The 24,734-nt window shown below is 73.6% G+C and carries 21 protein-coding genes and 1 riboswitch; of the genes, 10 read left to right on the top strand and 11 right to left on the bottom strand.

Annotation, left to right across the window (positions count from 1 at the left end):
• Nucleotides 1–8: 8 nt before the first annotated feature.
• Nucleotides 9–515: a DUF402 domain-containing protein gene (locus AB0B39_RS19960; RefSeq protein ID WP_357575012.1), complete on the bottom strand. Its 507-nt coding sequence runs from the start codon at nucleotides 513–515 to the stop codon at nucleotides 9–11.
• A 100-nt stretch (nucleotides 516–615) separates the two neighbouring features.
• Here AB0B39_RS19960 and AB0B39_RS19955 point away from each other — a divergent pair, with 100 nt between their 5' ends.
• Nucleotides 616–2,805 carry an ATP-dependent DNA helicase gene (locus tag AB0B39_RS19955; protein ID WP_357494817.1) on the top strand — a complete coding sequence of 730 codons (2,190 nt, stop codon included), beginning with the start codon at nucleotides 616–618 and terminating at the stop codon, nucleotides 2,803–2,805.
• Nucleotides 2,806–2,918: 113 nt separating this feature from the next.
• Here AB0B39_RS19955 and AB0B39_RS19950 read toward each other — a convergent pair whose 3' ends face one another.
• Nucleotides 2,919–4,283 (bottom strand): AI-2E family transporter, encoded by a 1,365-nt coding sequence (locus AB0B39_RS19950; protein WP_357494819.1) that lies wholly within the window; start codon nucleotides 4,281–4,283, stop codon nucleotides 2,919–2,921.
• 105 nt (nucleotides 4,284–4,388) lie between these two features.
• On the opposite strand from AB0B39_RS19950, the gene AB0B39_RS19945 reads away from it, so the two are divergent.
• The gene (locus tag AB0B39_RS19945) at nucleotides 4,389–4,727 is read left to right on the top strand and encodes a co-chaperone GroES (RefSeq protein WP_234588322.1); all 339 of its coding nucleotides are present in this window, start codon (nucleotides 4,389–4,391) and stop codon (nucleotides 4,725–4,727) included.
• A gap of 92 nt (nucleotides 4,728–4,819) precedes the next feature.
• Complete coding sequence (locus AB0B39_RS19940; protein ID WP_234588321.1) at nucleotides 4,820–4,987, top strand: hypothetical protein; 168 nt, start codon at nucleotides 4,820–4,822, stop codon at nucleotides 4,985–4,987.
• Between the two features lie 15 nt (nucleotides 4,988–5,002).
• Here AB0B39_RS19940 and AB0B39_RS19935 read toward each other — a convergent pair whose 3' ends face one another.
• On the bottom strand, nucleotides 5,003–6,487 hold the full coding sequence (locus AB0B39_RS19935; protein ID WP_357575011.1) for a PrsW family intramembrane metalloprotease: 1,485 nt from the start codon (nucleotides 6,485–6,487) through the stop codon (nucleotides 5,003–5,005).
• A gap of 23 nt (nucleotides 6,488–6,510) precedes the next feature.
• Nucleotides 6,511–6,631, top strand: a riboswitch (SAM riboswitch).
• Between the two features lie 79 nt (nucleotides 6,632–6,710).
• Here AB0B39_RS19935 and AB0B39_RS19930 point away from each other — a divergent pair.
• Nucleotides 6,711–7,946, top strand: coding sequence for an aminotransferase class V-fold PLP-dependent enzyme (locus AB0B39_RS19930; RefSeq protein WP_357575054.1), 1,236 nt, complete (start codon nucleotides 6,711–6,713; stop codon nucleotides 7,944–7,946).
• Between the two features lie 69 nt (nucleotides 7,947–8,015).
• Here AB0B39_RS19930 and AB0B39_RS19925 read toward each other — a convergent pair whose 3' ends face one another.
• Entirely contained in the window at nucleotides 8,016–9,218 is a 1,203-nt protein-coding gene (locus AB0B39_RS19925) for an FUSC family protein (protein ID WP_357575053.1), read from the bottom strand.
• 138 nt (nucleotides 9,219–9,356) lie between these two features.
• Between AB0B39_RS19925 and AB0B39_RS19920 the strand changes: the two genes are divergently transcribed.
• Nucleotides 9,357–10,013, top strand: coding sequence for a metal-dependent phosphohydrolase (locus tag AB0B39_RS19920; protein ID WP_357494823.1), 657 nt, complete (start codon nucleotides 9,357–9,359; stop codon nucleotides 10,011–10,013).
• On the opposite strand, the gene AB0B39_RS19915 is transcribed toward AB0B39_RS19920, so the two are convergent.
• Nucleotides 9,985–10,269 (bottom strand): DUF4031 domain-containing protein, encoded by a 285-nt coding sequence (locus tag AB0B39_RS19915; RefSeq protein WP_357575010.1) that lies wholly within the window; start codon nucleotides 10,267–10,269, stop codon nucleotides 9,985–9,987. The two genes, AB0B39_RS19920 and AB0B39_RS19915, sit on opposite strands and share 29 nt — an antisense overlap.
• Nucleotides 10,270–10,325: 56 nt before the next feature.
• Between AB0B39_RS19915 and AB0B39_RS19910 the strand changes: the two genes are divergently transcribed.
• Nucleotides 10,326–11,726 carry an FAD-linked oxidase C-terminal domain-containing protein gene (locus tag AB0B39_RS19910; protein ID WP_357494827.1) on the top strand — a complete coding sequence of 467 codons (1,401 nt, stop codon included), beginning with the start codon at nucleotides 10,326–10,328 and terminating at the stop codon, nucleotides 11,724–11,726.
• A gap of 9 nt (nucleotides 11,727–11,735) precedes the next feature.
• On the opposite strand, the gene AB0B39_RS19905 is transcribed toward AB0B39_RS19910, so the two are convergent.
• Together AB0B39_RS19905 and AB0B39_RS19900 are read right to left on the bottom strand one after the other, a co-directional pair.
• Nucleotides 11,736–12,272, bottom strand: coding sequence for a hypothetical protein (locus tag AB0B39_RS19905; RefSeq protein WP_357494829.1), 537 nt, complete (start codon nucleotides 12,270–12,272; stop codon nucleotides 11,736–11,738).
• Between the two features lie 89 nt (nucleotides 12,273–12,361).
• Nucleotides 12,362–14,176: a glycerol-3-phosphate dehydrogenase/oxidase gene (locus AB0B39_RS19900; protein WP_234588354.1), complete on the bottom strand. Its 1,815-nt coding sequence runs from the start codon at nucleotides 14,174–14,176 to the stop codon at nucleotides 12,362–12,364.
• A 193-nt stretch (nucleotides 14,177–14,369) separates the two neighbouring features.
• On the opposite strand from AB0B39_RS19900, the gene AB0B39_RS19895 reads away from it, so the two are divergent.
• The 3 genes from AB0B39_RS19895 to AB0B39_RS19885 all read left to right on the top strand — a co-directional run bounded on the left by AB0B39_RS19895 (nucleotide 14,370) and on the right by AB0B39_RS19885 (nucleotide 18,347).
• Entirely contained in the window at nucleotides 14,370–17,039 is a 2,670-nt protein-coding gene (locus AB0B39_RS19895) for a S8 family serine peptidase (protein ID WP_357575009.1), read from the top strand.
• Nucleotides 17,040–17,088: 49 nt separating this feature from the next.
• Nucleotides 17,089–18,024 carry a GNAT family N-acetyltransferase gene (locus tag AB0B39_RS19890; RefSeq protein ID WP_357494833.1) on the top strand — a complete coding sequence of 312 codons (936 nt, stop codon included), beginning with the start codon at nucleotides 17,089–17,091 and terminating at the stop codon, nucleotides 18,022–18,024.
• A 77-nt stretch (nucleotides 18,025–18,101) separates the two neighbouring features.
• Nucleotides 18,102–18,347, top strand: coding sequence for a hypothetical protein (locus AB0B39_RS19885; protein ID WP_234583310.1), 246 nt, complete (start codon nucleotides 18,102–18,104; stop codon nucleotides 18,345–18,347).
• Nucleotides 18,348–18,405: 58 nt separating this feature from the next.
• On the opposite strand, the gene groL is transcribed toward AB0B39_RS19885, so the two are convergent.
• The 3 genes from groL to AB0B39_RS19870 all read right to left on the bottom strand — a co-directional run bounded on the left by groL (nucleotide 18,406) and on the right by AB0B39_RS19870 (nucleotide 21,932).
• Nucleotides 18,406–20,028, bottom strand: coding sequence for a chaperonin GroEL (gene groL, locus AB0B39_RS19880; RefSeq protein WP_234583311.1), 1,623 nt, complete (start codon nucleotides 20,026–20,028; stop codon nucleotides 18,406–18,408).
• A gap of 272 nt (nucleotides 20,029–20,300) precedes the next feature.
• Nucleotides 20,301–21,608 (bottom strand): hypothetical protein, encoded by a 1,308-nt coding sequence (locus AB0B39_RS19875; RefSeq protein ID WP_357575008.1) that lies wholly within the window; start codon nucleotides 21,606–21,608, stop codon nucleotides 20,301–20,303.
• 120 nt (nucleotides 21,609–21,728) lie between these two features.
• On the bottom strand, nucleotides 21,729–21,932 hold the full coding sequence (locus AB0B39_RS19870; protein WP_088950422.1) for a cold-shock protein: 204 nt from the start codon (nucleotides 21,930–21,932) through the stop codon (nucleotides 21,729–21,731).
• Nucleotides 21,933–22,234: 302 nt separating this feature from the next.
• Here AB0B39_RS19870 and AB0B39_RS19865 point away from each other — a divergent pair, with 302 nt between their 5' ends.
• Nucleotides 22,235–22,765, top strand: coding sequence for a GNAT family N-acetyltransferase (locus tag AB0B39_RS19865; protein ID WP_357494837.1), 531 nt, complete (start codon nucleotides 22,235–22,237; stop codon nucleotides 22,763–22,765).
• A gap of 270 nt (nucleotides 22,766–23,035) precedes the next feature.
• On the opposite strand, the gene paaN is transcribed toward AB0B39_RS19865, so the two are convergent.
• On the bottom strand, nucleotides 23,036–24,709 hold the full coding sequence (gene paaN, locus AB0B39_RS19860) for a phenylacetic acid degradation protein PaaN (RefSeq protein WP_357575007.1): 1,674 nt from the start codon (nucleotides 24,707–24,709) through the stop codon (nucleotides 23,036–23,038).
• Nucleotides 24,710–24,734 lie beyond the last annotated feature (25 nt).

The following is a 24,734-nucleotide window of genomic DNA, read 5'->3' as shown; positions in this document are numbered from 1 at the left end:
GCGCCGGCTCAGACCACCAGCGCCAACCATTTGCGGTACGAGGTGGCGAACGGCTCGCTGCCGTCGCCGAGGGCGCCGTACAGCCACTGGGCCGCCGCCTCGGCCTCGACCACCACGTCCTGCGGGTAGCCGAAACGGGCCCGGTGCTCGGCGAACTCGTCCTCGTCGAGCAGCTCCACCAGACCGGTGGCCCGTCGCCGGACCACGTCCAGGTCGAGGTCGATCAGGTGGACGGTGTCGTCGGACTCCCAGCGGGCCGGGGTGGCGATGTCGCAGTAGACCTCGCTGGTCCGTGGCGGCGGGTTGAACATGCACGTCCACCAGGCGTGGTGCGGGACCAGCAGAACGAAGGGGATCTTCTCCACCGACGGCCGGCCGTGGTAGACCGACTCGGTGCCGAAGGGGACGCCCAGCCAGATGCCGAGGTCGTCCTCCGCGAGGCGACGGGCCGGGTAGTCACGGTGCGCGCTGCCGTCGTACTTGCGGTAGATCACTCGGACCACGTCGCTCGGCATGATTCGCACCCTAACCGATACTGCCCACGCGTCGTAGCACGGCCGTAACCGGACGGGGTGGACCAGCGGGGTCGATGGGTGGTCCGCGCCACGCGGGCGGATGGGCACGGTCGGTGTCGGCGGCGGCGGGTACCGTCGCACGGTGACTCCGCCCCGCACCGCCACCGGTTCCGCCACCCCGTCGGCCCGCGGCGGGAGCCGGCGGCGTGGTGCCCGGCCCAGCGGTACGGACCTGCTCGCGGCGGCGGTCGGCGCGGTCCCCGGCGGCACGGCGCGGCCCGGCCAGCAGCAGATGACGACCGCCATCGAGGAGTGCGTGACCAGCGGTGAGCACCTGCTCGTGCAGGCGGGCACCGGCACCGGCAAGTCGCTGGCCTACCTCGCGCCGGCCCTCACCGTGGACGGCCCGGTGGTGGTGTCCACGGCCACCCTGGCCCTGCAGTCCCAGCTCGTCGACCACGACCTGCCCCGGCTGGCCGACGCCGTCGAGCCGCTGCTCGGCCGCCGCCCCACGTTCGCGGTGCTCAAGGGCCGGCACCACTACCTCTGCCTGGCCCGGCTGGACAACTCCACCGCGGACGAGCCGGAGGAGACCCTCTTCGACGCCCCGGCCGCCCGCCCCGGCGGCGGCACGAAGTGGCTCGGCGAGGCGGGCCGGCTGGGAAAGCAGATCGAGCGACTGCGCGACTGGGCCGAGAAGACCGACACCGGCGACCGCGACGAGCTGGACCCGGGCGTCGACGACCAGGCGTGGCGGCTGGTCTCCATGCCGTCGCGGGAGTGCGTGGGCGCGACCCGCTGCCCGTTCGGCGCGGAGTGCTTCGCCGAGGCGTCCCGGGCCCGCGCCCGGGAGGCCGACATCGTGGTGACCAACCACAGCCTCCTGGCTGTCGACATGCTTGCCGACCGGCACATCGTCCCGCCGCACAAGCTGCTCATCGTCGACGAGGCACACGAGCTGGCCGACCGGGTCTCCTCGGCGGCGCAGGCCGAGCTGGTGCCGGAGCTGATCGACCGGACCACCCGGCGGGCCCGTACGCTGCTGCGGCCGGAGACCGCCGACGCGCTCACCGCCGCCGGTGACGCCCTCGCCGTCGGGCTGGCCGAGGCCCCGGCCGGTCGACTCACCGCCGGCCTGCCGACGCCGCTGCGCGAGGCGTGCACGCTGCTCGACGCGGCCACCCGCACCGCCCTGGACGCGATCGGCGAGGTCAAGTCGGACGATCCCGACCCGGTCCGCAAGCAGCAGGCCAAGGCCGCGCTGGACGAGCTCTCCACCACCGCCCAGCGGCTCCTCGAAGAGGCCGACCACGACGTGGCCTGGGTGGAGAAGAACGACAGCGGCAGCCGACGGGCCCTGGTGGTCGCGCCCCTGTCGGTCGCCGGCACCCTCGCCACCCACCTGTACGACGAACGCACCGTCGTGGCCACCTCGGCCACCCTGGCGCTCGGCGGCCGGTTCGACACGGTGGCCCGCGCCCTCGGGCTGGACGCGCCGCCGGTCCCAGCGTCGCCGGCCGCCGCCTCGCTGGCCGCCCGCACCGGCTCGGGCCGCCCGGCCGCCGAGACACCGGGCCGCCGGCTGGCGGATCCCGCCACCATCCCAGCGACCGAGGGGCCGGGCTGGCGCTCGCTGGACGTGGGCTCGCCGTTCGACTACGCCCGGCAGGGCATCCTGTACGTCGCCGCGCACCTGCCCCGGCCCAGCGTCTCCGGGCTGCCGGACGCGGCCGGGGAGGAGCTGCTCGGGCTCGTCGAGGCGCTCGGTGGTCGTACTCTCGGGTTGTTCTCCTCCCGGCGGGCCGCGACGCAGGCGGCGGAGCTGCTGCGCGCGCGGACCGACCTGCCGGTGTTGTTGCAGGGCGAGGAGGCGCTGCCGCTGCTGGTGCGCCGGTTCCGTGAGGAGCGGTCCAGCTGCCTGTTCGGGGTGATGTCGCTCTGGCAGGGGGTGGACGTGCCGGGCGACGCCTGCCAGCTCGTGGTCATCGACCGGCTGCCCTTCCCCCGGCCGGACGAACCCCTCGCGGCGGCCCGCGCCGCTGCCGTGGACGCGGGCGGCGGCTCCGGCTTCGCGGCGGTCAGCGTGCCGATCGCGGCGGTTCGGCTGGCGCAGGGCGTGGGCCGGCTGATCCGGGCGACCGGCGACAAGGGAGTCGTCGCGGTGCTCGACTCGCGGCTGGAGACGGCGCGCGGCTACGGGCCGTTCCTGCGCCGTTCGCTGCCCCCGTTCTGGTACACGACCCGCCCCGAGGTAGCCCGCGGCGCCCTGCAACGCCTAGCCACAACCTGACCCAACACGCCCCACCCCACCCCGAAGACGCGCCGATCTTGCAGTTTCTGTCGTCGATATGGGGTGGTACGCCCCTTGTGCGGCGACAGAAACTGCAAGATCGCGGAGAAAGGTCAGGGGGCCTGCGCGGCTACCACCACGGCGTCGGGTGGGGTGTCCGGGACCGTGCGGGCGGCCAGTCGGCGGACCGCGGTGTTCAGCACGGCGATCAGTGGCACCGAGACCAGCGCGCCGGTGATGCCGGCGAGCACCACGCCGGCGGCGATGCCGATGATCACCGCGAGCGGGTGGAGGGCGACCGCCCGCCCCATGATCAGCGGTTGAAGCACGTGCCCCTCGATCTGCTGCACGCCGATCACCGCTCCGAGGATGATCAACGCGGTGACCGGGCCGCTGTCGACAAGCGCCACCAACACCGCCACGCCGCCGGAGAGCGCCGCGCCGACGATCGGGATGAACGCGCCGAGGAACACCAGCGCCGCCAGCGGGAAGGCGAACGGCACGTCGAAGATGACCAGGAAGATGCCGATACCGACCGCGTCGATGAAGGCGACAAGCACCGTCGCGCGGACGTACGCGACGAGGGTCTGCCAGGAGGCGCGGCCGGCGTCGTCGACCTTCCACCGGGCGGCCACCGGCAGCAACCGGACCAGGAACCGCCAGATCCGGTTGCCGTCGCGCAGGAAGAAGAACGTCGCGAAGAGCACCAGGAGCGTGCCGGTCAGCACCTCCGCCAGCGTCGCCGCGGTGCTCAGCGCACCGCTGGTGAACTTCGAGGTGTTGTCGTTGATCCAGGCCTGCGCCTCGTCGATGTAGCGGTCGAGCTGGGTGTCGGAGAGGTGCAGCGGACCCGTCTTCAGCCAGTTCTGGATCTGCCGGACGCCTTCCGACGACTTCTCGCTCAGCTCGGGTACGCCGCGAATGAACTCGTTGACCACCAGCGTCAGCGTGCCGATGACTGCGACCAGGCCGCCGACCAGCACCACCGCCGTCGCCAGCGACCGGGGGAAACGGGCCCGCAACAGCCAGCCCACCGCTGGCGCGAGCAACGCGGAGAGCAGCAGCGCGATGGCCAGCGGAATGATCACGATCTTGATCGTGCCGACGATCCTGAGCAGGGCCCAGGCCACCACACCGATCACGATCAGCCGCCAGCACCACGCGGCGGCGATCCGCAGCCCGTGCGGGACGTCGGCGTCGTCCCGGCTGGCGGTGGAGCTGTGCAGCTCCGCCGCAGCATCCGCGCCGTAGACGGTGGCGCTCGGTGCTGCGGTCGGCCCCGGCACCGCCGGCGACGCCACACCGGCCGCCCCCGACACGTCGCTCAACTCCTCACTCAACGTGCCCTCGTCGACGCGCGTCGACTCCTGTCGTGACTGGTAGGCGCGGCGAAGCCGCCCGCGTACCCGCTCGAAGCGGCTCAAACGCACCTCCTGGCAGAAAACCCGGCCCGCCCACGGCGACAGGTCGGACAGCATACGTCCGTTCCCGACACCGTAGGACAGTTCAGCCACACATTGCCCCGACCATCTCCTGCGTAACCACCGGCCGGCCCCCGTCGGCCACACGGTAGCCTCTGCGGCGTGACCGCCGACAACGATCTCGACGCCGGCCTGCCGATCCGCCTACTGCACGACCGCGTGCTGGTACGCATGGACGGCAGCGAGGGCGAGCGCCGTTCCACCGCGGGCATCGTCATCCCGGCGACCGCCGCGGTCGGCAAGCGCCTCGCGTGGGCCACCGCGGTCGGCGTGGGGCCGAACGTCCGCGCCATCGTCTCCGGTGACCGGGTCCTCTTCGACCCGGACGACCGTTCCGAGGTCGAGCTGCACGGCCGCGGGTACGTGCTGCTGCGGGAGCGCGACGTGCACGCCGTGGCCGCCGAGCGGATCGAGAACGATTCCACAGGTCTCTATCTCTGACGCACCTCCCCTGGCCGGCGGACGCCACCGCGCCGTTTGCCAGCCCGTGGCGCGGGAAGCCAGCCGGCGACCGTGGGCCCTGGGGAGGGACGATGCCGGTATTCGTGAAGAAACTGCTGACCTGGGGCAGCGTCGCGTTCCTGATCTACTTCATGGCGTTCCGCCCGGACGGCGCCGCGCAGATGTTCAAGGCGATCGGGGCCGCGCTGATCGCGATGGCGCAGGGGCTCGGTGACTTCCTCACCACGCTGATGACCTGAGCCCGCCGACCGCCGTCAGGGGTGACCGGGCGGCGGCCACGGCGCTGCGGGGCGCAGACCGTGCCAGTTGGGCGGCGCGTAGCCCATCGGAGGCGGCGGCGGGGCGAGCACCACCGGGATCGGCACGACCGGCTCGTCGGGCGCGTCCACCGGTCGCTGCGTACCGTCCGGGAAGCGCAGGTGGTAACGGCTGCCGTCCCAGACACCCACCGGGGCCTGGGGGTCGCGACCCACGAAGTACGACCGGTACGCGGTGATCGCCTCCAGCAGTTGCCGCTCCTCGGCGAACGTCCGCTCCCGGTCAGCGGGCTTCCGGTCCAGACCACGAAGCGTCCCGTCGCGCAGCAGGGCCAGCCGGGTCGCGGCGAGCTGGTATCCGCGCATCGCCCGCACCCCGGCGTCCCCGGCGACCCGGCGTGCCCAGCTACGGGCGGCATGCCGACGGCCCAGGCTGCTCAGCGCGGCCACCTCGGGCGGGCTCAACCAGCCGGCGCGCACGTAGTCGGGCAGCGTCCGCTCGGTGAGCCGCCCCTCCCAGGCGCGCAGCCACACGGCCAGCCCGACCACGCCGAAGAACACCGGCACCATCAGACCCAGGAAGCCGTACAGCATGATCACGGCCTCGCCGGTGGCCTGGGTCAGCGTCGGCAGCAGGTTCCACGTGCCGTGCAGCATCATCGCCAGCAGCAGGCCGGCGATCGGAGCGAGCACCCGGACCCGCCGGTCGGCCGTCCGGGCGGCGACACCGAGCCCCACACCGGTCATCGAGGTGAAGAGGGGGTGGGCGAACCCGAACAGGAGGATCCGCACGATGAAGATGGCGATCACCTGCTGGGCGCCGGTCGCCGGGCCGTACCGGTCGGCGCCGGCCGCATAGCCGTACCCGCCCAGGTAGAGGATGTTCTCCACCATCGCGAAGCCGACCGCGGAGAGCCCGCAGTAGACCAGGCCGTCGGTGATCCCGGACCACTCCCGCCGCCGGAACACCAGCAGCAGGATCGGGCCGAGCGCCTTGGTCAGCTCCTCGATGAACGGCGCCACCAGCACGCCGGTCAGCGCGTCCGGCAGCCCCCAGTCGGCGAACCGCCCGGCGGCGAACTCGTTCACCTTCAACGAGGCGGCGGTGGAGACGAACGCGCCCCACGCGAAGCAGAAGATCAGGTATTTCAGGGGCTCCGGTTCGTAGCGGTCGAGCCAGAGGAAGCACGCGACGAGCACCGGCACCGGCAGGATCGCGGCGCCCACCCCGACCAGCAGCGCCTGTACGCCCAGCGACTGGCCGAGGGTGATGACCATGAAGACCGCGCACGCCGCGATGAACAGCACCACCCCGGCCAGCACCAGGAACCGCAGCCAGCCGAAGCGGCGCGGCGGGATCCCGGTTGACCCGCCGACGGGCGGGGCCGCCGGCGGGTGCGGCGGCGACGGTAGGGGTGCACCGGGCGGGGTGTCGGCCATGCGGTCAGCGTAGCCATCCGCCGCCGGCTGGTTCGGCCGCATCCACAGCCGCTATGCTGCCGGCAGGTCACGAGCGCCAGCGTCAAGCCCCGGCTTGCTGGCCGGCAACCCTCGTCGAGTTCGCGGTGGGGTGCCCCGGGTGATGACCGGGCCCAGCCCGATCGGCGTGCTGGGCAAGCGCGGACCCCGTCCCGAGGCCACACCCGGGGTCCCTGACCCCGGAGGTTCCGGCGTGTCCGTCACCCTCGTACCCTCGCTGCCCGCCCTGCCCACCGTCGCGCCCCAGCCGTCGGCGGCGCTCGACGTGCTCGGCGTACCCGGCGAGATCAACCTCGACTACGCGGCCACCGCGCCGTGCGCGCGGGCCGCGGCCGACGCGGTCACCGAACTGCTCCCCTGGTACGCCAGCGTGCACCGCGGCGCGGGAGCGCTGTCGCGGCGCTGCACCCTGGCCTACGAGCGGGCCCGGCAGACGGTAGGCGACTTCTTCGGCGCCCGCGCCGACGACCACGTGATCTTCACCCGGAACACCACCGACGCCCTCAACCTGCTGGCCCGGGCGCTGCCCGCCGGCACGACAGTCGTCACCTTCGCGGGCGAGCACCACGCCAACCTGCTGCCCTGGCCACGCGGCTCGGTGCGCCTGCCAGTGCCCGCCGACCCGGGCGGGGCGGTCCGCGCTCTCGCCGCCGCCCTCACCGAGCTGCGCCGCGACAGCAATCCCGCGCTGCCGGTGCTGGTCGCCGTGACCGGGGCGAGCAACGTGACCGGGGAGCTGTGGCCGGTCGCCGAGCTGGCCCGGGTGGCCCACCGGCACAACGCCCGGATCGTCCTCGACGCCGCGCAGCTCGCCCCGCACGCCCCGGTCGACATGCACACGCTCGACGTGGACTACCTGGCCGTCTCCGGCCACAAGCTGTACGCCCCGTTCGGCACGGGTGTGCTCATCGGCCGCACGGACTGGTTGGACGCCGCCGCGCCGTACCTCGCCGGCGGCGGCGCCACCAGCCACGTCGGGCCGGCCACCCACGACGTGACCTGGGCGAACGGCCCGGCCCGACACGAGGGCGGCACCCCGAATCTGCTGGGCGCGGTGGCGCTGGCGGCGGTGTGCGCGGCGCTGGCCGACGCCGACCGGGTGGCGCTGGCCGCCCGGGAACAGGCGCTGCTGGCCCGGCTGCGCACCGGCCTCGCCGCCCTGCCGCACGTGGTGGAGTTGCGCACGTTCGGCCCCGACGCGCCCCGGGTCGGCATCGTCTCGTTCGTGGTCGCCGGCCGGGACTCCGCCGCGGTGGCCGCCCGACTGGCCGCCGAACACCGGATCGGCGTCCGGGACGGGTTGTTCTGCGCCCACCCGCTGGCCCGGCGGCTGCTCGGCGAGGCCGCCGGGCGTACCGGCCGGCGGGATCTTCCGCCGACCGCGTTGCGCGCCAGCATCGGCCTGGGCAGCACCGCCGCCCAGGTCGACCGCCTACTGGCCGCGCTCGCCGAGCTGGCCTGAGCCGAGCTGGCCTGCGCCTGCGCCTGCGCCGGGCTGAGTCCCTGCCCCGGACGCCCCGCCGCCCCGCGCTCAGCCGACCGGCGGGGCGGTGGGTGGCTTCGGCGCCTCGCCCGGCTCGGCCGGTTCGCCGATCGGCCGTTCCTGCTCCCCGAAGGCCGTCCGGATCCACCGGTTCGCCTCCTCCTGCTCGACCCCGGAGGCCACCAGCAGGTCACTCGCCGTGGTCCGGATCTGGGCGATCACGACACTCCCGGAGAAGCCGACCCCCGCCCCGTACGCCCGGCCGGCCTCGCTGACGGCCCGCAGCGAGCGCTCCCGTGCCTTCTGCGGCTCCTCGCCCGCCGCGAACTCGTGCTTGAGCAGCCGGACCGACTCGGCGAGGTGGCCGATCGCGTCCGGCATCGGATCCGGCACCGGCTCGTCGTCCTCGATCAGGGTGACGGACCGGCGGATCAGCGTGCCGCTGTTACGCATGGCGCGGTCGATCGGGTCGGCCGCCTCCGCGTAGTGGATCAGCTCGCCGCGGCGGTGCCAGCGGGCCGGCGACAGGGTGGCCGTCTCCTTCGCGCCCTCGATCGCCTCGGCCAGGGTGGCCAGCTCGTCCTTGTTGTTGCGCAGCCGCTCCAGCGCCCGCTGGATGCCGGCCCGGTCCCGGTCGCGCAGCCCGTCGGCGGTGGCGTCGAGCTGGGCGGCGAGCAGGTCCAGCGCCGGCCGGGCGGCCCGGTTGATCACACGCAGTGGGTTCAGCGGCAACAGGACAGCCGTCACCAGCAGCGCGATGCCGCCGCCGAGAAAGGCGTCGACGAAGCGGGGGATCTCCAGGTTCTGGGTGGACGGGCTCAACGTCACGATCAGCACCGCCGTGGCGGCGGCCTGGATGACGATGGCCACGCTCGCCCCGGCGAAGATGGTGAGCAGGATCGCCACCGTGACCACCAGGCCGAGCTGCCACGCCCCGGTGCCGAGGAAGTAGATCAGGAGGTCGCCGACGAACACCCCGACGCCCACCCCGACGATCAGCTCGACGGTCCGGCGGAACCGCTGCCCGACCGACGCGGCGAGCGTGCCGACCGCGGAGATCGGCGCGAAGACCGGCTGCGGGTTGCCGAGCAACTTGTGCGAGACGAGGTACGCCAGCCCGGCCGCCAACCCGGCCTGGACGGCCAGCCCACCCGCCATCCGCACCCGGTGCAGCCGGTCGTGCAGGGTGGCCCGGCCGCGGTGCCGCAGTTGCTGGGTGGCCTCGGCGATGCGCGCCCCGTCGACGTCCACCAGGCCCTCGCGCAGCGGGGTACGCCGTACCACCGGAGGTTTCTTGTCCCGGGCCACCGCCATGGGCGCGACTACCCGTGGCGGGGGCCCTGAATCCTCTCTCCCGCGTGCGGCGCACGGATGCGGCAGACTCGGGCGGTGGCCGATCTGCTGGACCGGTGGCGGGCGGCGGCCCGTGACGCCGGGGCGAGACCCGACGAGCGCTCCACCCGGGCCGGGGAGGAGCTGCTGGCCCGGTGGCGGGAGCCGCACCGGCAGTACCACACGGTGGCGCACCTGAGCGCCGTCCTCGATGTGGTGGACCGGCACGCCGCGTCGGCCGACCGACCCGACCTGGTCCGGTTGGCCGCCTGGTGCCACGACGCGGTCTACGACCCGCGGGCCCCCGGCGACACCAACGAGCGGGACAGTGCCGCGCTGGCCGGGCACCTGCTCACCGGCCTCGGGGTGCCGGCGCCCGCGGTGGCCGAGGTGCGCCGGTTGGTCCTGCTCACCGCCGGGCACGCCGTGGGCCCTGGCGACCCCGACGGCGCCCTGCTCTGTGACGCGGACCTCGCCGTGCTGGCCGGACCGCCGGCCGCCTACGACAGCTACGCGGCGGCGATCCGGCGGGAGTACGCGCACGTGCCCGATCCGGCCTTCCGGACGGGACGGGCCACCGTGCTCACCGGGCTGCTGGCGCTGCCCGCGCTGTTCCGGCTGCCGCCGCTCGCCGACCGGTGGGAGCAGCCGGCCCGCGACAACCTGCGCCGTGAGCTGGCCGCACTCAGCGGATCGCCGACGAACCCGGCGTGACGAGGTGCTTCGGGCGACGCAGTCCCGCGTCGCGCAGCAACCTGACGAGTTCCCGGCTCGGCACCACCCGGGCCCCGAGCCACACCGCCGCCGCGAACCGGTCGGCCGGGATGTCGTAGTGGTCCCGGTCGAAGCCGCGCCGGGGTGCGCCAAGCGCCTCGGCGAAGGCGTGCAACTCGGCGTAGGAGACGTCGCTGATCAGGTGCGACCAGAGTCGACCGCGCCACGGCCAGGCCGGCCGGTCCAGGTAGAGCATGGTGCCCAAGCTAGCCCGCGTTGATGATCGGTGGTCGGCGACCTAGCCTCGGCGGCATGGCCCCCACCGGACTCCTCGACGACCTGCGCGCCGCCCTGGGCGAGAACGCCGTGCTCACCGACCCGGACCTGCTGCGCCTGCACCAGCGCGACGAGGCCGACCTCTGCGCCGCCGGAGTCCCGGCAGTGGTGACCCGCCCCCGCACCACCGAGCAGGTGGTGGCGGTGATCCGGGCGGCGGCACGGCACGGCGTACCTGTGGTGCCGCAGGGCGCGCGGACCGGGCTGGCCGGCGCGGCGAACGCGGTGGACGGCGCGGTGGTGATCAGCACCGTCGCGATGGACGAGATCCGCGAGATCGACCCGGTGGGCCGTATCGCTGTGGTCCAGCCCGGCGTGGTCAACGCCGCGCTCGCCGCGGCGGTCGCCAGGCAGGGCCTCTGGTACCCGCCGGACCCCGGCTCCTGGGAGTCGTCCACGATCGGCGGCAACGTGGCCACCAACGCCGGCGGCATGTGCTGCGTGAAGTACGGCGTGACCACCGAGTACGTGCTCGGCCTGGAGGTGGTGCTCGCCTCCGGCGAGGTGCTGCGCACCGGGCGGCGTACCGCCAAGGGGGTGGCCGGCTACGACCTGACGCGGCTCTTCGTCGGCTCGGAGGGCACCCTCGGGGTGATCACCGAGGTGACCGTGGCGCTGCGGCCGGCCCCGGCCGACTCGCTGACCCTGGTGGCGGTCTTCGGCTCCACGGCGGCGGCCGGCACGGCGGTGGCCCGGATCGCCGCGCGGGGCCTCACGCCCAGCCTGCTGGAACTGCTGGACCAGACCCACCTGCGGGCGATCGAGGCGTACCAGCCGATGGGGCTGCGGACCGACGCGCAGGCGGTGTTGCTGGCCGCCGCCGACACCGGCGACCGGGCGGGCGACGACCTGGCGGCCCTGGCCGAGGTGTGCGAGGCGGCTGGCGCCGAGGAGGTCTACGCGGCCACCGACGCACTGGAGGCCGCGGCGTTGTTGCAGGCCCGCCGCCTGGCCCACCCGGCGATGGAGAAGTTCGCGGCCGACACCCACCCGGGTGGCAACGGCGGCCTGGTGATCGACGATGTGGCGGTGCCGCGGGGCGCTCTCGCCGAACTGCTGGACGGGGTGGCCCGGATCGCGGCGGACTGCGAGGTGCCGATCGGTGTGGTGGGGCACGCCGGGGACGGCAACATGCACCCGAACATCGTCGTCGACCGGGCCGACCCGGCGAGCGTGGAGCGGGGCCGGCGGGCGTTCGACGAGATCATGCGGCTCGGCCTGGCCCTGGGGGGCACCTGCACAGGCGAGCACGGGGTGGGGCTGCTCAAGCGGGACTGGCTGGCGGCCGAGATCGGCCCGGTCGGCGTCCGGGTGCATCAGGCCATCAAGGCGGCGCTGGACCCGGCCGGCCTGCTCAACCCGGGCAAGGTGCTCTGACGGGCCGCGTCAGCCCTTGACCTCGGCGGGTGTCGCCTGGGTGAGCAGCAACAGGATCTCCCCCGCCACCGTCGGGCGTTCCTCACCCGGGCAGTCCTGCGAGGTGACCAGCCCGGACGAGGTGAGCAGGCTGGACGTCAGCGCGTCGATACAGGTGGTCCGGTAGCGCCGGACCTGGTCGGTCTCCTCGGCGAGCCGGGGGTCGGCGAGCAGGACCTGGAGGCGTTCGGTCTGCTCCGCGGCCAGCCTGCCCCGGGAGGTGACCCCGTCGCCGGCACAGTCGAGGCACTGCCATGAGCCGTCCCGCTCGACGCTCAACGTGCGCAGCGGGGCGTCGGCGCCGAGCCGTTGGATCAGGCTGACCTGGCCCGCGGCGACTGTCGTCGGGATCTCGGGCGCCGGCACACCGGCGGCCGAGCCGGCCGGCGGTTGGGCGACCGGCTTGTCGGCGTCGTCGCCGCCGAACAGCGAACACCCGGCCAGGGCGGCGGCGAGCGCCACGGCAAGAAGGGGGGTGAGGAGACGGGGGCGCGCGCGGTACAGCACGCGCGGAAACCTACCCCACCGTAGGTAGCGTTCGAAACCACCATCCGGGCCGGTATCGATAGTTACCACTCGGTAACGTTACTTTTCGGTCATTGTGGCGTGGGGCGCAGCTCGGCCTGGTCGTCGTCACCCCGGTCCGCCGCGTAACCCCGTACGTCAGGTGCGCCCAGTCGGGCCGCGTCCGCCCCGGCGTCGTCCGGCATCAGTTGGGACTGCCGCTCCGCCTCCACCCGCGCACGGTAGTTCTCGACCTCGCGGGCGCTCCTCGCCGCGTCCCACCCGAGCACCGCGCCCATCAGCTCGGCGGTGTGCTCGGCCGACTCCAGGCCACGGTGGCTGGTCTCGAAGGAGATCCGGGTCCGTCGGGTCAGCACGTCCTCCAGGTGCAGCGCACCCTCGGCCCGCGCCGCGTAGGCGACCTCCGCCGCCAGGTACTCCGGAGCACCGGCCAGCGGGGACGCCAGCAACGGGTCGGCGTCGATCAGCGCCAGCAGGTCGAGCGTGAGGGTGCCGTACCGCTCCAGCAGGTGCTCCACCACGCCCACCGGCACGCCGTGCCGGCGGGCCAGGTCGGCCCGGTCGCGCCACATCGCCGGGTAGCCGTCCGCGCCGAGCAGCGGCAGGTCGGCGGTACGCGACGCGCGGGCGCCACCCAACCGGCGTACGGCCCGGTCGACCACGTCGGACGCCATCACCCGGTACGTCGTGTACTTACCGCCGGCCACCAGCAGCAGCCCGAGCATCGGCTCGAACACGGCGTGCTCGCGGGAGAGCTTCGACGTGGAGTCGGCCTCACCGGCCAGCAACGGCCGCAGCCCGGCGTAGACGCCCTCGATGTCGGCGGTGGTCAACGGCCGGTCCAGCACGGTGTTGACCTGCTCCAACAGATAGTCGATGTCGCTGGCCGAGGCCGCCGGGTGGGATCTGTCCAATCGCCAGTCGGTGTCCGTCGTACCGATGATCCAGTGCCCGCCCCACGGGATGACGAAGAGCACCGACCGTGCCGTACGCAGGATGAGCCCCGTCTCGCCGGTGATCGCCGAGCGGGGCACCACCAGGTGCACCCCCTTCGAGGCGCGCACCCGGACGCCGGGCCGCAGGCCCACGTCGTTGAGCATCCGGGACATGTCGTCGCTCCACACACCGGTGGCGGCAATGACCGTGCGTGCCTGCACCTCGAACTCGGCGTCCGGGGACCCGGCGGGCGCCTCCAGGTCGCGGACCCGGACGCCGGTGACCTCCCGCGCCTGCCGGATCAGCCCGACGGCCCGGGCGCTGCTGACCACTGTGGCGCCGAGGCTGGCCGCGGTGCGGGCCAGGGTGACGACCAGCCGGGCGTCGTCGACCTGCCCGTCGTAGTAGCGGATCGCCCCGGCCAGCGCGTCGGCCCGCAGGCTCGGGAAGATCCGCCGGGCCCCCTCGCGGGTCAGGTGCCGGTGCAGCGGCATGCCCCGGCCACCGCCGAAGAGGCCGGCGAAGGCGTCGTACGTGGCCACGCCCGCGCCGTAGTACGAGCGGCGGAAGATCCGCGCGGGCAGGTCCCGCAGGCCGCGGCCGGCCGGCAGCGGCACCAGGAACGGCACCGGGCGGACCAGGTGCGGCGCGAGCCGGGTCGCCAGCAGGCCCCGCTCGGTCAGCGCCTCGTGGACCAGGTGGAACTCCAACTGCTCCAGGTAGCGCAGCCCACCGTGGATGAGCTTGCTGGATCGGCTCGACGTGCCCGAGGCGAAATCGCGGGCCTCGACGAGGGCCACCTTCAGGCCCCGGGACGCCGCGTCCAGGGCGGCGCCCGCACCTGTCACCCCGCCCCCGATGACCAGCACGTCGAAGCGCTCGGCGCGGAGTCGGCGCAGGTCGGCCGTACGGCGAACCGGCGAGAGCTGCCCGGCGACGGATCGGGAGATGTTGGGGTCACGCACCCATCCACCGTAACCGCCGTGCCGGCCGGTCGGCATTCGCCGCCCGCGCAGCCCGCCTCCTTCCGCGTCGCCCCGCGGAAGATCTTGGACAGTTTCCGTCAGCGGCTGCCGGAAACTGTCCCAGGATCTGCGCGGTTCTTCGATTCGCGACTGCTCGGGGTGGTCGTAGGGTTTCCGGATGCATGGTCAACCTGCGCATCCCGGGCTCGGCGACCGCAACTCCCCGTGGCCGGTGGTCGCGGCCGTGTTCGTCGGCTGCTGGACCGTGGCGGTCACGGTGGCCACCCAGACCGGTGGCTGGCTCACCGATCAGGTGCTGCTCGGCTTCGGACGGGACCGGGTGGGCTGGCTCTGGCCGGTGCTCGGCCTGACCGTCGTCGTGCTGGTGGGCACGCCCGCCCTGCTGCTGGCCGTGCTGCCCCGCTCGACCACGGTCCGGGCCACCGGGCGGGTCTGGCTGGTCGGGGCACTCGTGCTCGGGGTGCTCACGGCGCTGCGCGTCGTGCCGCCGGTGCACCACGAGGCGTACCTCGCCGCGCTGGCCGCCGCCGCATCCCTCAGCGCGCTCACCGTGGCCTGGTCGGCGCGACGATCGTCCGGCTCGAACGTCGGCACCGCGCCGGACGCCACCGCGCCGTGGGCCGGCGACGGTCTCGGCGGTGCGGTGCCGAACGGCGACGCCGCCACAGCTCGGGCCATCGAACGGCCCGAGGCGGGCGTCGACGTCGCCCCGTCGGCTGCCGGGGGCCCCGAGCCGGTCCGGGGACAGCGTGGATCGCGTCGGCCCGGGCCGGTGCCGCTGCTCGCGGTCGCCGCCGGGTTGGCGCTGCTGCTGCCGTGGGCCTGGTTGGGCGCGCTCGGCGGGCTCCTGGAGACCGTCCTCGCGGGCCTGGCGGCCGCCGCGCTGGGCGTGCTGGCGGCGGTGCTGCTGGACGCCACCTTCTGGTCCCGGTTCGCGGTCGGCCGGCCGCCCCGGCCGGCCCGCCTGGTGCTGGTCGGTGGCCTGGTGGCCGGGGTGGCGCTGCTGCTGCTCGCGGCCGGGACGGGCCAGTCCGGCGCGCAGTTGCCCGCCCTGCTGACGCTGCCGCCGACGGGCTTCGCGCTGGCCGCGCTGTACGCCGCGACCTGGCGACCGACCGCCGACCAGACCGCGACCGGCCGCCCCACCGCCGACCCGACCGCGACCGGGCAGCCCACCGCCGGCCCGACCGCGACCTGGCGACCGACGGCCGACCCGGCCGGCGCCGCACGCGCCGGCCGGACGGCGACCGGTTGGCTGGTGGGCCTGGCCGCGTTCGGCCCGCTGGCCTTCACCGACCCGGAAGAGATCAGCCTGCTGCTGATCGGCACCCGGGACGTCCCGTTCTGGGTGGCGGTCGCCGCCGGGGCCGGCCTCGCCGTCGCGGTACTGGTCGCCATCGGGTACGCGGTGCTGCTGGCCCGCCCGACGGCACGCACCCCGAGTCGCCGGGTCGCCGCGCTGGCCGCTGCGGTCCTGCTGGTGACCGTGGGTGTCGTCGACGTCGGGCCCGGCCAACCCGGCCTGTACGGGGAGCGGCTGCTGGTCGTGCTGCGTGAGCAGGCCGACCTGAGCGGCATCCCGGCCGGCGCTCCCGGGCAGGCCGGACGGGACGCCCGGGCGGCGGAGGTCTACCGGCTGCTGGTCACCACCGCCGACCGCAGTCAGGCCGACCTGCGCCGCACGGCGAGCCGGCTACGACTCGACCCGGTGCCGTACTACCTGGTCAATGCGGTCGAGGTGGATGGTGGCCCGGCCGTACGGGCCTGGCTCGCGCGGCGACCCGAGGTGGCCCGGGTGCTGGTCAGTCAGCGCCTGCGGCCGCTGCCGGCCCCGGCCGGGCAGAGCCGGGGCACCGCGCCTGCGCCGACCGGCCCGGAGTGGAACATCCGTCAGCTCGGCGCGGACCGCGTCTGGTCCCAACTGGGGGTGACCGGCAGGGGGATCGTCGTCGGCAGCTCCGATTCCGGCGTGGACGGCGGCCATCCGGCGCTGCGGGCCGGGTTCCGGGGCGGGGACGACTCCTGGTACGACCCGTGGGACGGCACCCGAACGCCGAACGACCAGGGCGGGCACGGCACCCACACGACGGGCAGCGCGGTCGGGCGGGACGGCATCGGGGTGGCCCCGGACGCGCAGTGGGTCGGCTGCGTCAATCTGGACCGCAATCTGGGCAGCCCGGGGCACTACCTGGACTGCCTCCAGTTCATGCTGGCGCCCTTCCCGGCCGGCGGTGATCCGTTCACCGACGGCCGGCCCGAGCGCGCCCCGCAGGTGCTGACCAACTCGTGGGGCTGCCCGGCGATCGAGGGCTGCGACCGGGAGGCCCTGCTCCCGGCCACCACGGCGCTGGACGCCGCCGGGATCTTCGTGGTCGCCGCGGCCGGCAACACCGGCCCGTGGTGCGCGTCGATCGACGACCCGCCCGCTCCGTACGCGAACGTGCTGACCGTGGGCGCGGTGGACGCGAAGCGGCGGGTGGCCGAGTTCTCCTCACGCGGACCGGTGCCGGGCGGCATCGGCAAACCTGACGTGCTGGCGCCCGGGGTGGGCGTGGTGTCGGCCATGCCCGGCGGCGGGTACGCGGCGCTGGACGGCACGTCGATGGCGACCCCGCAGGTGGCGGGAGTGGTGGCGCTCATGTGGTCGGCGAACCCGGCGCTGATCGGGGACCTGACCAGGACCCGGCAGATCCTGCGGGACACCGCGACGCCGGCCGAACCGACGTACCGTTCCGACAACCCCACCGACGCCTGCGGCGGCCCGGCGAACGTCACGGGCGCCGGCCAGGTCGACGCGTACGCAGCCGTTCGCGCCGCCCAGGGGTGAACGAGGGCGGGGCCGGTCACCGCCGGCAGGTGATCTAGGGTCGGCGACCATGGACGCCGAGATCACCGTCGCCGAACTGAGCCCCGACCTCGCGCCCACCGTGGCGCGGCTCTGCGCGCAGGCGCTCGACCTGCCCGAGGACGCGGCCGAGGCGGCAGCCATCGTGGACGTGCTGTGGACCCGGGCCGCCGCCGACCGCGCGGTGGTGGGGCTGGGCGCGTACCGGGGGAACGACCTGGTCGGGGTGCTGCTCTGCTCGGTGTCGCCGACCGAGGCGGGCATCGGGCACGTGGACCTGGTCGCGGTGCTCCCCGACCAGCGCCGCCGGGGGGTGGGTCGCGCGCTGCTGTCGCGCGCCGAGCAGGCACTCGGCCAGCGCGGCGTCACCGAGGTGCTGCTGGCCGGGAACCCGCCGTACTACGCCTGGCCGGGCATCGACGTGCGGTACACGCCGGCGGTGTGCGCCGCCCTGGCGCTCGGCTACCACCAGGACCGGACCGCCTGGAACATGACCGCCGACCTGTCGTACGACGGGTCACCGGCCCTGCGGTCCACGGAGGCCGCGGAGCAACGGCTGGCGGGGCAGGGCATCACGGTACGCCGGGCGGAGCCCGCGGACCTGCCGGCGCTGGCCGCGTTCGCCCGGTCCACCTTCGGTGGCACCTGGGACGGCGAGCTGGCCGGGTCGGTGGGCCGCGCCGGGGCCGGCTGCCACCTCGCGGAGCGGGCGGGTGAGGTGCTGGGCTTCGCCGCCTACGGGTCGTCCCGGCCGAGCTGGTTCGGGCCGATGGGCACCGCGCCCTCCGCCGAGGGTTCGGGCATCGGCGGCGTGCTGCTGCGACGTTGCCTGCGTGACCAGCGCGCGGCGGGGGTGGACCGGGCGCAGATCGGCTGGGTGGGGCCGGTGCCGTTCTACTCCGGCAGCGCGGGTGCCCGGATCGAGCGGGTCTTCTTCCTGTACCGGCGGACCCTACCGGTGACGTGAGAGGGCAAATGGGACATGAATCCATTCGCCCGCATGAGCCATCGACGCCCCTTACCGTTTCGGTAGAGGAGGCAGCCATGACCACGGATGACGACCAGACCGAGGACGGCCCGCCGATCACCTGGAAACCGGTCGGCGAACTGCCCGGCCAACTCCCGTTCGACCGGCTCGACTACGGCGACGCCGAGCAACTGGCCGAGATGACCACCGACGGCGAACCGCTGGCCGAGGAACCGCAGGAGATGGTGGACGCGCCGATCCAGCTGCTCCCGCCGTACGACCGGGCGCAGAAACGCCGTAACCAGCGCCCGCTGCCCACCTGACGACGAACGGGGCGGACCGCGTCAGCGGCCCGCCCCGTTCGGTGTGTCGGAACTGGACTCAGAAGTCCATGTCCCCGCCACCCGGGCCAGCCGGGGCAGCCGGGGTCTTCTCCGGCTTGTCCGCGACGACGGCCTCGGTGGTGAGGAACAGCGCGGCGATCGACGACGCGTTCTGCAGCGCCGAGCGCGTCACCTTGGCCGGGTCGATGATGCCCGCGGCCAGCAGGTCGACGTACTCGCCGTTGGCGGCGTTGAGGCCGTGACCCGCTTCGAGGTTACGGACCTTCTCCACCACGACGCCGCCCTCGAGGCCGGCGTTGACGGCGATCTGCCGCAGCGGGGCGTCCAGCGCCACCTTGACGATGTTGGCACCGGTCGCCTCGTCGCCGACCAGGTCCAGCTTGTCGAAGGCGGTCTTGCCGGCCTGCACCAGCGCGACGCCACCACCCGGGACGATGCCCTCCTCGACGGCCGCCTTCGCGTTGCGAACGGCGTCCTCGATGCGGTGCTTGCGCTCCTTGAGCTCGACCTCGGTGGCCGCGCCGACCTTGATCACCGCAACGCCACCGGCCAGCTTGGCCAGCCGCTCCTGCAGCTTCTCGCGGTCGTAGTCGGAGTCGCTCTTGTCGATCTCGGCCCGGATCTGGTTGACCCGGCCCTGGATCTGCTCGGCGTCACCGGCACCGTCGACGATGGTGGTCTCGTCCTTGGTGACCACGACCTTGCGGGCACGGCCCAGCATGTCGACGCCGACGGCGTCCAGCTTGAGGCCGACCTCCTCGCTGATGACCTGGCCACCGGTGAGGATGGCGATGTCGGCGAGCATGGCCTTGCGGCGGTCACCGAAGCCCGGCGCCTTGACGGCGACCGACTTGAAGGTGCCCCGGACCTTGTTGACGACCAGGGTGGCCAGGGCCTCGCCCTCGATGTCCTCGGCGATGATCAGCAGCGGCTTGCCGCCCTGCATGACCTTCTCCAGGATCGGGAGCAGGTCCTTGACCGACGAGATCTTGCTGTTGACGATCAGGAGGTAGGGGTCGTCGAAGACGGCCTCCATGCGCTCCGGGTCGGTCATGAAGTAGGCCGAGATGTAGCCCTTGTCGAAGCGCATACCCTCGGTGAGCTCCAGCTCCAGCCCGAAGGTGTTGCTCTCCTCGACGGTGATGACGCCTTCCTTGCCGACCTTGTCCATCGCCTCGGCGATGATCTCGCCGACGCTGGAGTCACCAGCGGAGATGGAGGCGGTGGAGGCGATCTGCTCCTTGGTCTCGACGTCCTTGGCGAGCTTGGACAGCTCCTCCGAGACGCTCGCGACCGCGGCCTCGATGCCCCGCTTCAGGGCCATCGGGTTGGCGCCGGCGGCCACGTTGCGCAGGCCCTCGCGAACCAGGGCCTGGGCCAGGACGGTCGCCGTCGTCGTGCCGTCACCGGCGACGTCGTCGGTCTTCTTGGCGACCTCCTTGACCAGCTCGGCGCCGATCTTCTCGTACGGGTCCTCGAGCTCGATCTCCTTGGCGATGCTCACACCATCGTTGGTGATGGTGGGGGCACCCCACTTCTTCTCGAGCACGACGTTGCGGCCCTTGGGGCCGAGGGTCACCTTTACGGCGTCGGCGAGCTGGTTCATGCCCCGCTCGAGGCCGCGGCGAGCCTCTTCGTCGAAAGCGATCATCTTGGCCATACGGCGTTGTCCTCCTGGACACTCACGGGCCACCCGAGATGTGTCCCCCGGATGGGCCGCCTGGTGTACGCACCTTGGGACGTCGCCACCTGGCGACGACGACGTCCTTCGGCCGGGCCGGATAGCCCGCGACGACCGGCCATGTGCCGCCCCGGCGTCTCCACGCCCGGGCAACCTGGCCCCACCGTCCCGACCATTGGCACTCACGGTATGCGAGTGCCAATGACTTGTTTAGCACTCTCACCTGCCGAGTGCAAGCACGATGGACCCGCTCAGCCGAGTTCCGCAGCCAGTGCGGCCCCGTTCACCGGCGCCTCATGGGCGCGTTGCTCGGCGTACGTGATCAGCAGGCCGATCAACTGGGCGAGGTGGGCCGGCAGCGCCAGCACCGCCGTGACACCGATCACCGCCACCGCCAGAACCGCGGTGCCCGGAGACGCGAACGGGTCCGTACCGATCCCGGTGGTGCCCACCGACTCCAGGACGCCCGGAACCACGGTGCCGACGATCACAGCCCCGCCCACCAGTGCCACCCGGCCGAGCAGCAGCCCGAGCCGAGCGTGGAACATCCCGAACGACCTGCCGATCGGGTTCTGCCGCTCGAACAGGTAGACCGGACCGGCCATGCTCAACGCGAACGCCAGGTAGATGCTCGGCAGGACGCAGAAGCAGAAGCCGATACCGATGAGCACACTGACCAGCAACGTCCAGCCCCACAGGCCGAGCGCCCGGCGCAGGCCGTACCGCAGCGCCGCGTCGACGCTGGCGGGCTGGCCGGTCGCCTGCTGGGTGATCACCCAACTGCCGGCGGCCCACCCCACGGCCTGCACCAGACCGATCAGCAGACTGCCGCCGACCAGCACGGCGACGAGGGTTACCAGGGTGGCGGCGAAGTTGTCCGGCAGTCCGGCGGCCGGGTCCATCTCGGCCTGCGCCTCCCAGCCGGGCGACGGGTCCAGGCCCAGCGAGACGACGGACAGCACCGCCGCCGGCAGGACCTGCGTGAGCAGCATGATCGGCACCAACTGCCGCCAGCCCCGCCGCAGCGCGCCACCGCACCGCTCGAACCAGGCCCCGACGCCGGCGCCGGGCGGAGTGACCAGGGCGTCGTTCGGGTCGAGCCCGTGACCCGGCGGGTACCAGCCGACCGGCGCCCCCGGATACCACGGCTGCCCACCGTAGGGGCCCGCCCCGGGCGGGTAGCCGCCGGTGGGCGGATAGGCCCAACCCTGCGGCGGCGCACCGGCCGGACCCCAGCCGCTCTGCGCCGGGTCCCAACCGGGCGGCGGCCCGGCCGGCGGACCCCAGCCACCCTGCGCGGGGTCCCAACCGGGCGGCGGCCCGGCCGGCGGACCCCAACCGCCCTGCGCGGTGGGATCCGGCGGACCGGCCTGGGGGGTGGGGCCCGGCGGCATCGCGGGGCCGGCGTCGTATCCGGGCGGCGTCGCGGGCGGCCCGGGGTCTGCGCCGGAGGCCGGTGACCCGCCCGGAGCCGCGCCGGAGACGGGTGAGGTGGGGTCGGACGGGCCCGGCTCACCCGGCCCGGAGGGCGTGGTGGGTGGGGGCGACTGGTCGGTCATGAACCCTCCTCAGCATCGGCTGGAACGGCTCACGATCTTCCCGGGTGGGCGTCCGCACCGCCAGCCCCGACCGGTCAGCCGATCGGGGGCTATCCGCTAGCGAGGAGGCCGGGAATTCGCTCAGGCGATGACGCGTACGTGTTCCGCCTGCGGGCCCTTCTGCCCCTGGGCGATCTCGAACTCCACCCGCTGGCCGTCGTCCAGCGCCTTGTAGCCGTCCATCTCGATCGCGGAGAAGTGAACGAACACGTCCTGACCGCCGTCGACGGCGATGAAGCCGTAGCCCTTCTCGGCGTTGAACCACTTCACGGAACCCTGTGCCACTGTGCACTTCCCTCACTCTTGCGCAGCGTTGCCTGCCCGGGCGCGCGGCACGGCCGGACGCCCTCGAACCACCGCCTCAGCGATCGACGACGGCCGCTGAAAGGGTGACCGAAATCGCACGCTACACGAGGAGTGACGGCCGCGCACGACCCCAAATCGGGCGTATTCCCGGGCGACCCGACCGGGTCCCGGGACGGGCCGGAACGGGCCCCGGACGTCCGGTCCCGGGGGTCCTCGGCGGCCCGCCAGCGGGGCGGGCCACGCCCCGAGGCAGCTCCGGCCCCTGTGGTAGGCATGCAGGCATGACCACCGATATCGGCTCAGCCGCCGTTCGGCAGGCCGAGATCCACCGGGTCCGGCCGGAGGACGCCGCCCGGATGCGGGCACTGCGCCTGGAGATGCTCGCCGACGCGCCGTTGGCCTTCCTGGAGACCCTGGCCGACGCGGCGGCCCGACCGCACAGCGAGTTCGCCGCGCGGGTGGCGTACACGTCGGTCGGCCCCCACAACGCGCAGTTCGTCGCGGACCCGGGAGGCCGTCTGGTCGGGCACGCCGGTGGCACGGTCGCTCCGAACGACCCGGGGTTGACAGTCATCTACGCCGTGTACGTGACGCCGGCCTGGCGGGGCAGTGGGCTGCTCGGCGAGCTGATCGACGGGGTGGCCGCCTGGTCGCGGGCCTGCGGCCGACCGGAGCTGCTGCTGGAGGTGGTGGTGGGCAACGACCGCGCCTACCGGGCCTACCAGCGGCTGGGCTTCACCGACACCGGCGTGCGGGTCCCCCACCCCACGATCCCCGCGCTGAACGAACTACAGATGCGCCGCCCCGCCTAAAAACAAGAGAACCGCCGCGGAAACAAAGAACCGCCCCGGAGCCAAGACAACCGACCCGGAGCCAGGAGAACCGCCCCGGAAACAAAGAACCCATCCCAAGGCAGAACCCCGGTGATGTCTCCCAAAGCCGGATGCGTGAGCGACAACAGTGCCCACGCCAGGGTTTCCGGGGCAGCCCGCCCCGCGCAGGGATCAAGCCTGACCGCCCGGAGCGGGGCGGGCTGCCCCGGAAACCCCAACCGCAACCACCGGAAACCCCAACCGCAACAATCAGACAGGCCGCCGCGACTGCACGATCCGGAACCGGTTGGCCACGTACGCCCCGTCGGTGAGCGCCGAGTTCGCCGCCGCGTTGGCGCCGCTGCCGTGGAAGTCGGAGAACGCCGCCGACTGGTTCACGAAGACCCCGCCGGTGAGGTTGCAGGACAGATGCACCCCGACCTCGATCGCCACCGCCTCGGTCGCGTCCAGCACGGCCTCGTCGGTCGAGTAGACCCCGGCCGTCAGCGCGCCCTTCTCGCCGACCGTCCGGCGCAGCAACTCCAGGCTGTGCGCGGTGGAGTCGGTGGCGATGGCGAACGAGATCGGCCCGAACCACTCCCGGCCGTACGTCTCCGCGTCGTCCGCCGCCAGCTTGACGATCGTCGGGGTACGCACCACCGCGTCGGCGTACGCCGGGTGGGCCACGGCCCGTGACTCCAGGACCGGCTCACCCACCTTGGTGACCTCGGCCAGCCGCTCCAGCACCCCGTCGTTGACGATGGCGCCGGTCAGCTCGACGCCCCGGGCCGGGTCGGCGGTCAGCTTGCCGACCGCCGCGGCGATCCCGCCGGCCACCTCGTCGAAGCTCTTGTGGCCCTGGTCGGTCTCGATGCCACCGGCGGGGATGAGGATGTTCTGCGAGGTGGTGCACATCTGGCCGCTGTAGAGGGTCAGGGTGAAGCCGAGGTTGCGGCACATGCCGGCGAAGTCGTCGGTGGAGTCGATGACCACCGTGTTCAGTCCGGCCTTCTCGGTGTAGACCGACGCCTGCCGGGCGTGCGTCTCCAGCCAGTCGCCGTACTCGGTGGAGCCGGTGAAGTCGACGATCTTGACGGAGCGGTGCAGGGCCAGGTCGCTGGCGAGCTTCTCGCCGGGCGCCTCGGCTGCCAGCATGATCAGGTTCGGGTCGAAGCCGGCCTCGGCGAGCACCTCCCGGGCGTACTTCACCGTGATGGCCAGGGGCAGCACCGCGCGCGGGTGCGGCTTGACGATCACCGGGTTGCCGGTGACCAGCGAGGCGAACAGCCCGGGGTACGAGTTCCAGGTCGGGAAGGTGTTGCAGCCGATCACCAGCGCCACCCCACGCGGGACCACGTGGAAGGTCTTGGTCATCCGCAGCGGGTCGCCCTTGCCGGCGGCCTTCTCCCAGCCGGCCGTGCCGGGGTGCCGGGTCATCTCGGCGTACGCGTACGCCAGCGCCTCCAGCGCCCGGTCCAGCGCGTGGGCGCCGCCGGCCTGGAAGGCCATCACGAACGCCTGCCCGCTGGTGAACTGCACCGCGTTGGCCAGCTCGAAGATGTTCTTGTGCAGCCGGTCGAGGATCTCCAGGCACACGCCCACGCGGGCCTGCGGGCCGGCGTCGCGCCAGGCCGGCAGCGCGGCGGAGGCGGCGGCGATCAGCTCGTCGGTGCCGGCGTGCGGGTAACGCACCGCCAGCTCGACCCCGAACGGGCTCGTCTCGGTGGCGATCCGCTCGCCGGTGCCCGGCTGGTCGAGCGGAAAATCACCACCCAGGTACGCCTCGAAGGCGGCCTTGCCGTCGGCGGCGGCGGTCTCGCCGTACACGCGGGGGCTGGGGGACTCGGGATAGGCGGACCAGTAGCCCCGCTCCGTGATCGCGGTCAGCGCACGGTTGAGGGTGTCGGCGTGCCTGTCGTACAGGGGATGCGGGGTCTCCGTCATGCCAGCCATCATGCCTGAGTCCGGT

Origin of the sequence: Micromonospora sp. NPDC049114 (genome assembly GCF_040648635.1) — a bacterium.
Classification (GTDB): Bacteria; Actinomycetota; Actinomycetes; order Mycobacteriales; family Micromonosporaceae; genus Micromonospora.
This window is presented reverse-complemented; position numbering and strand designations above follow the sequence as displayed.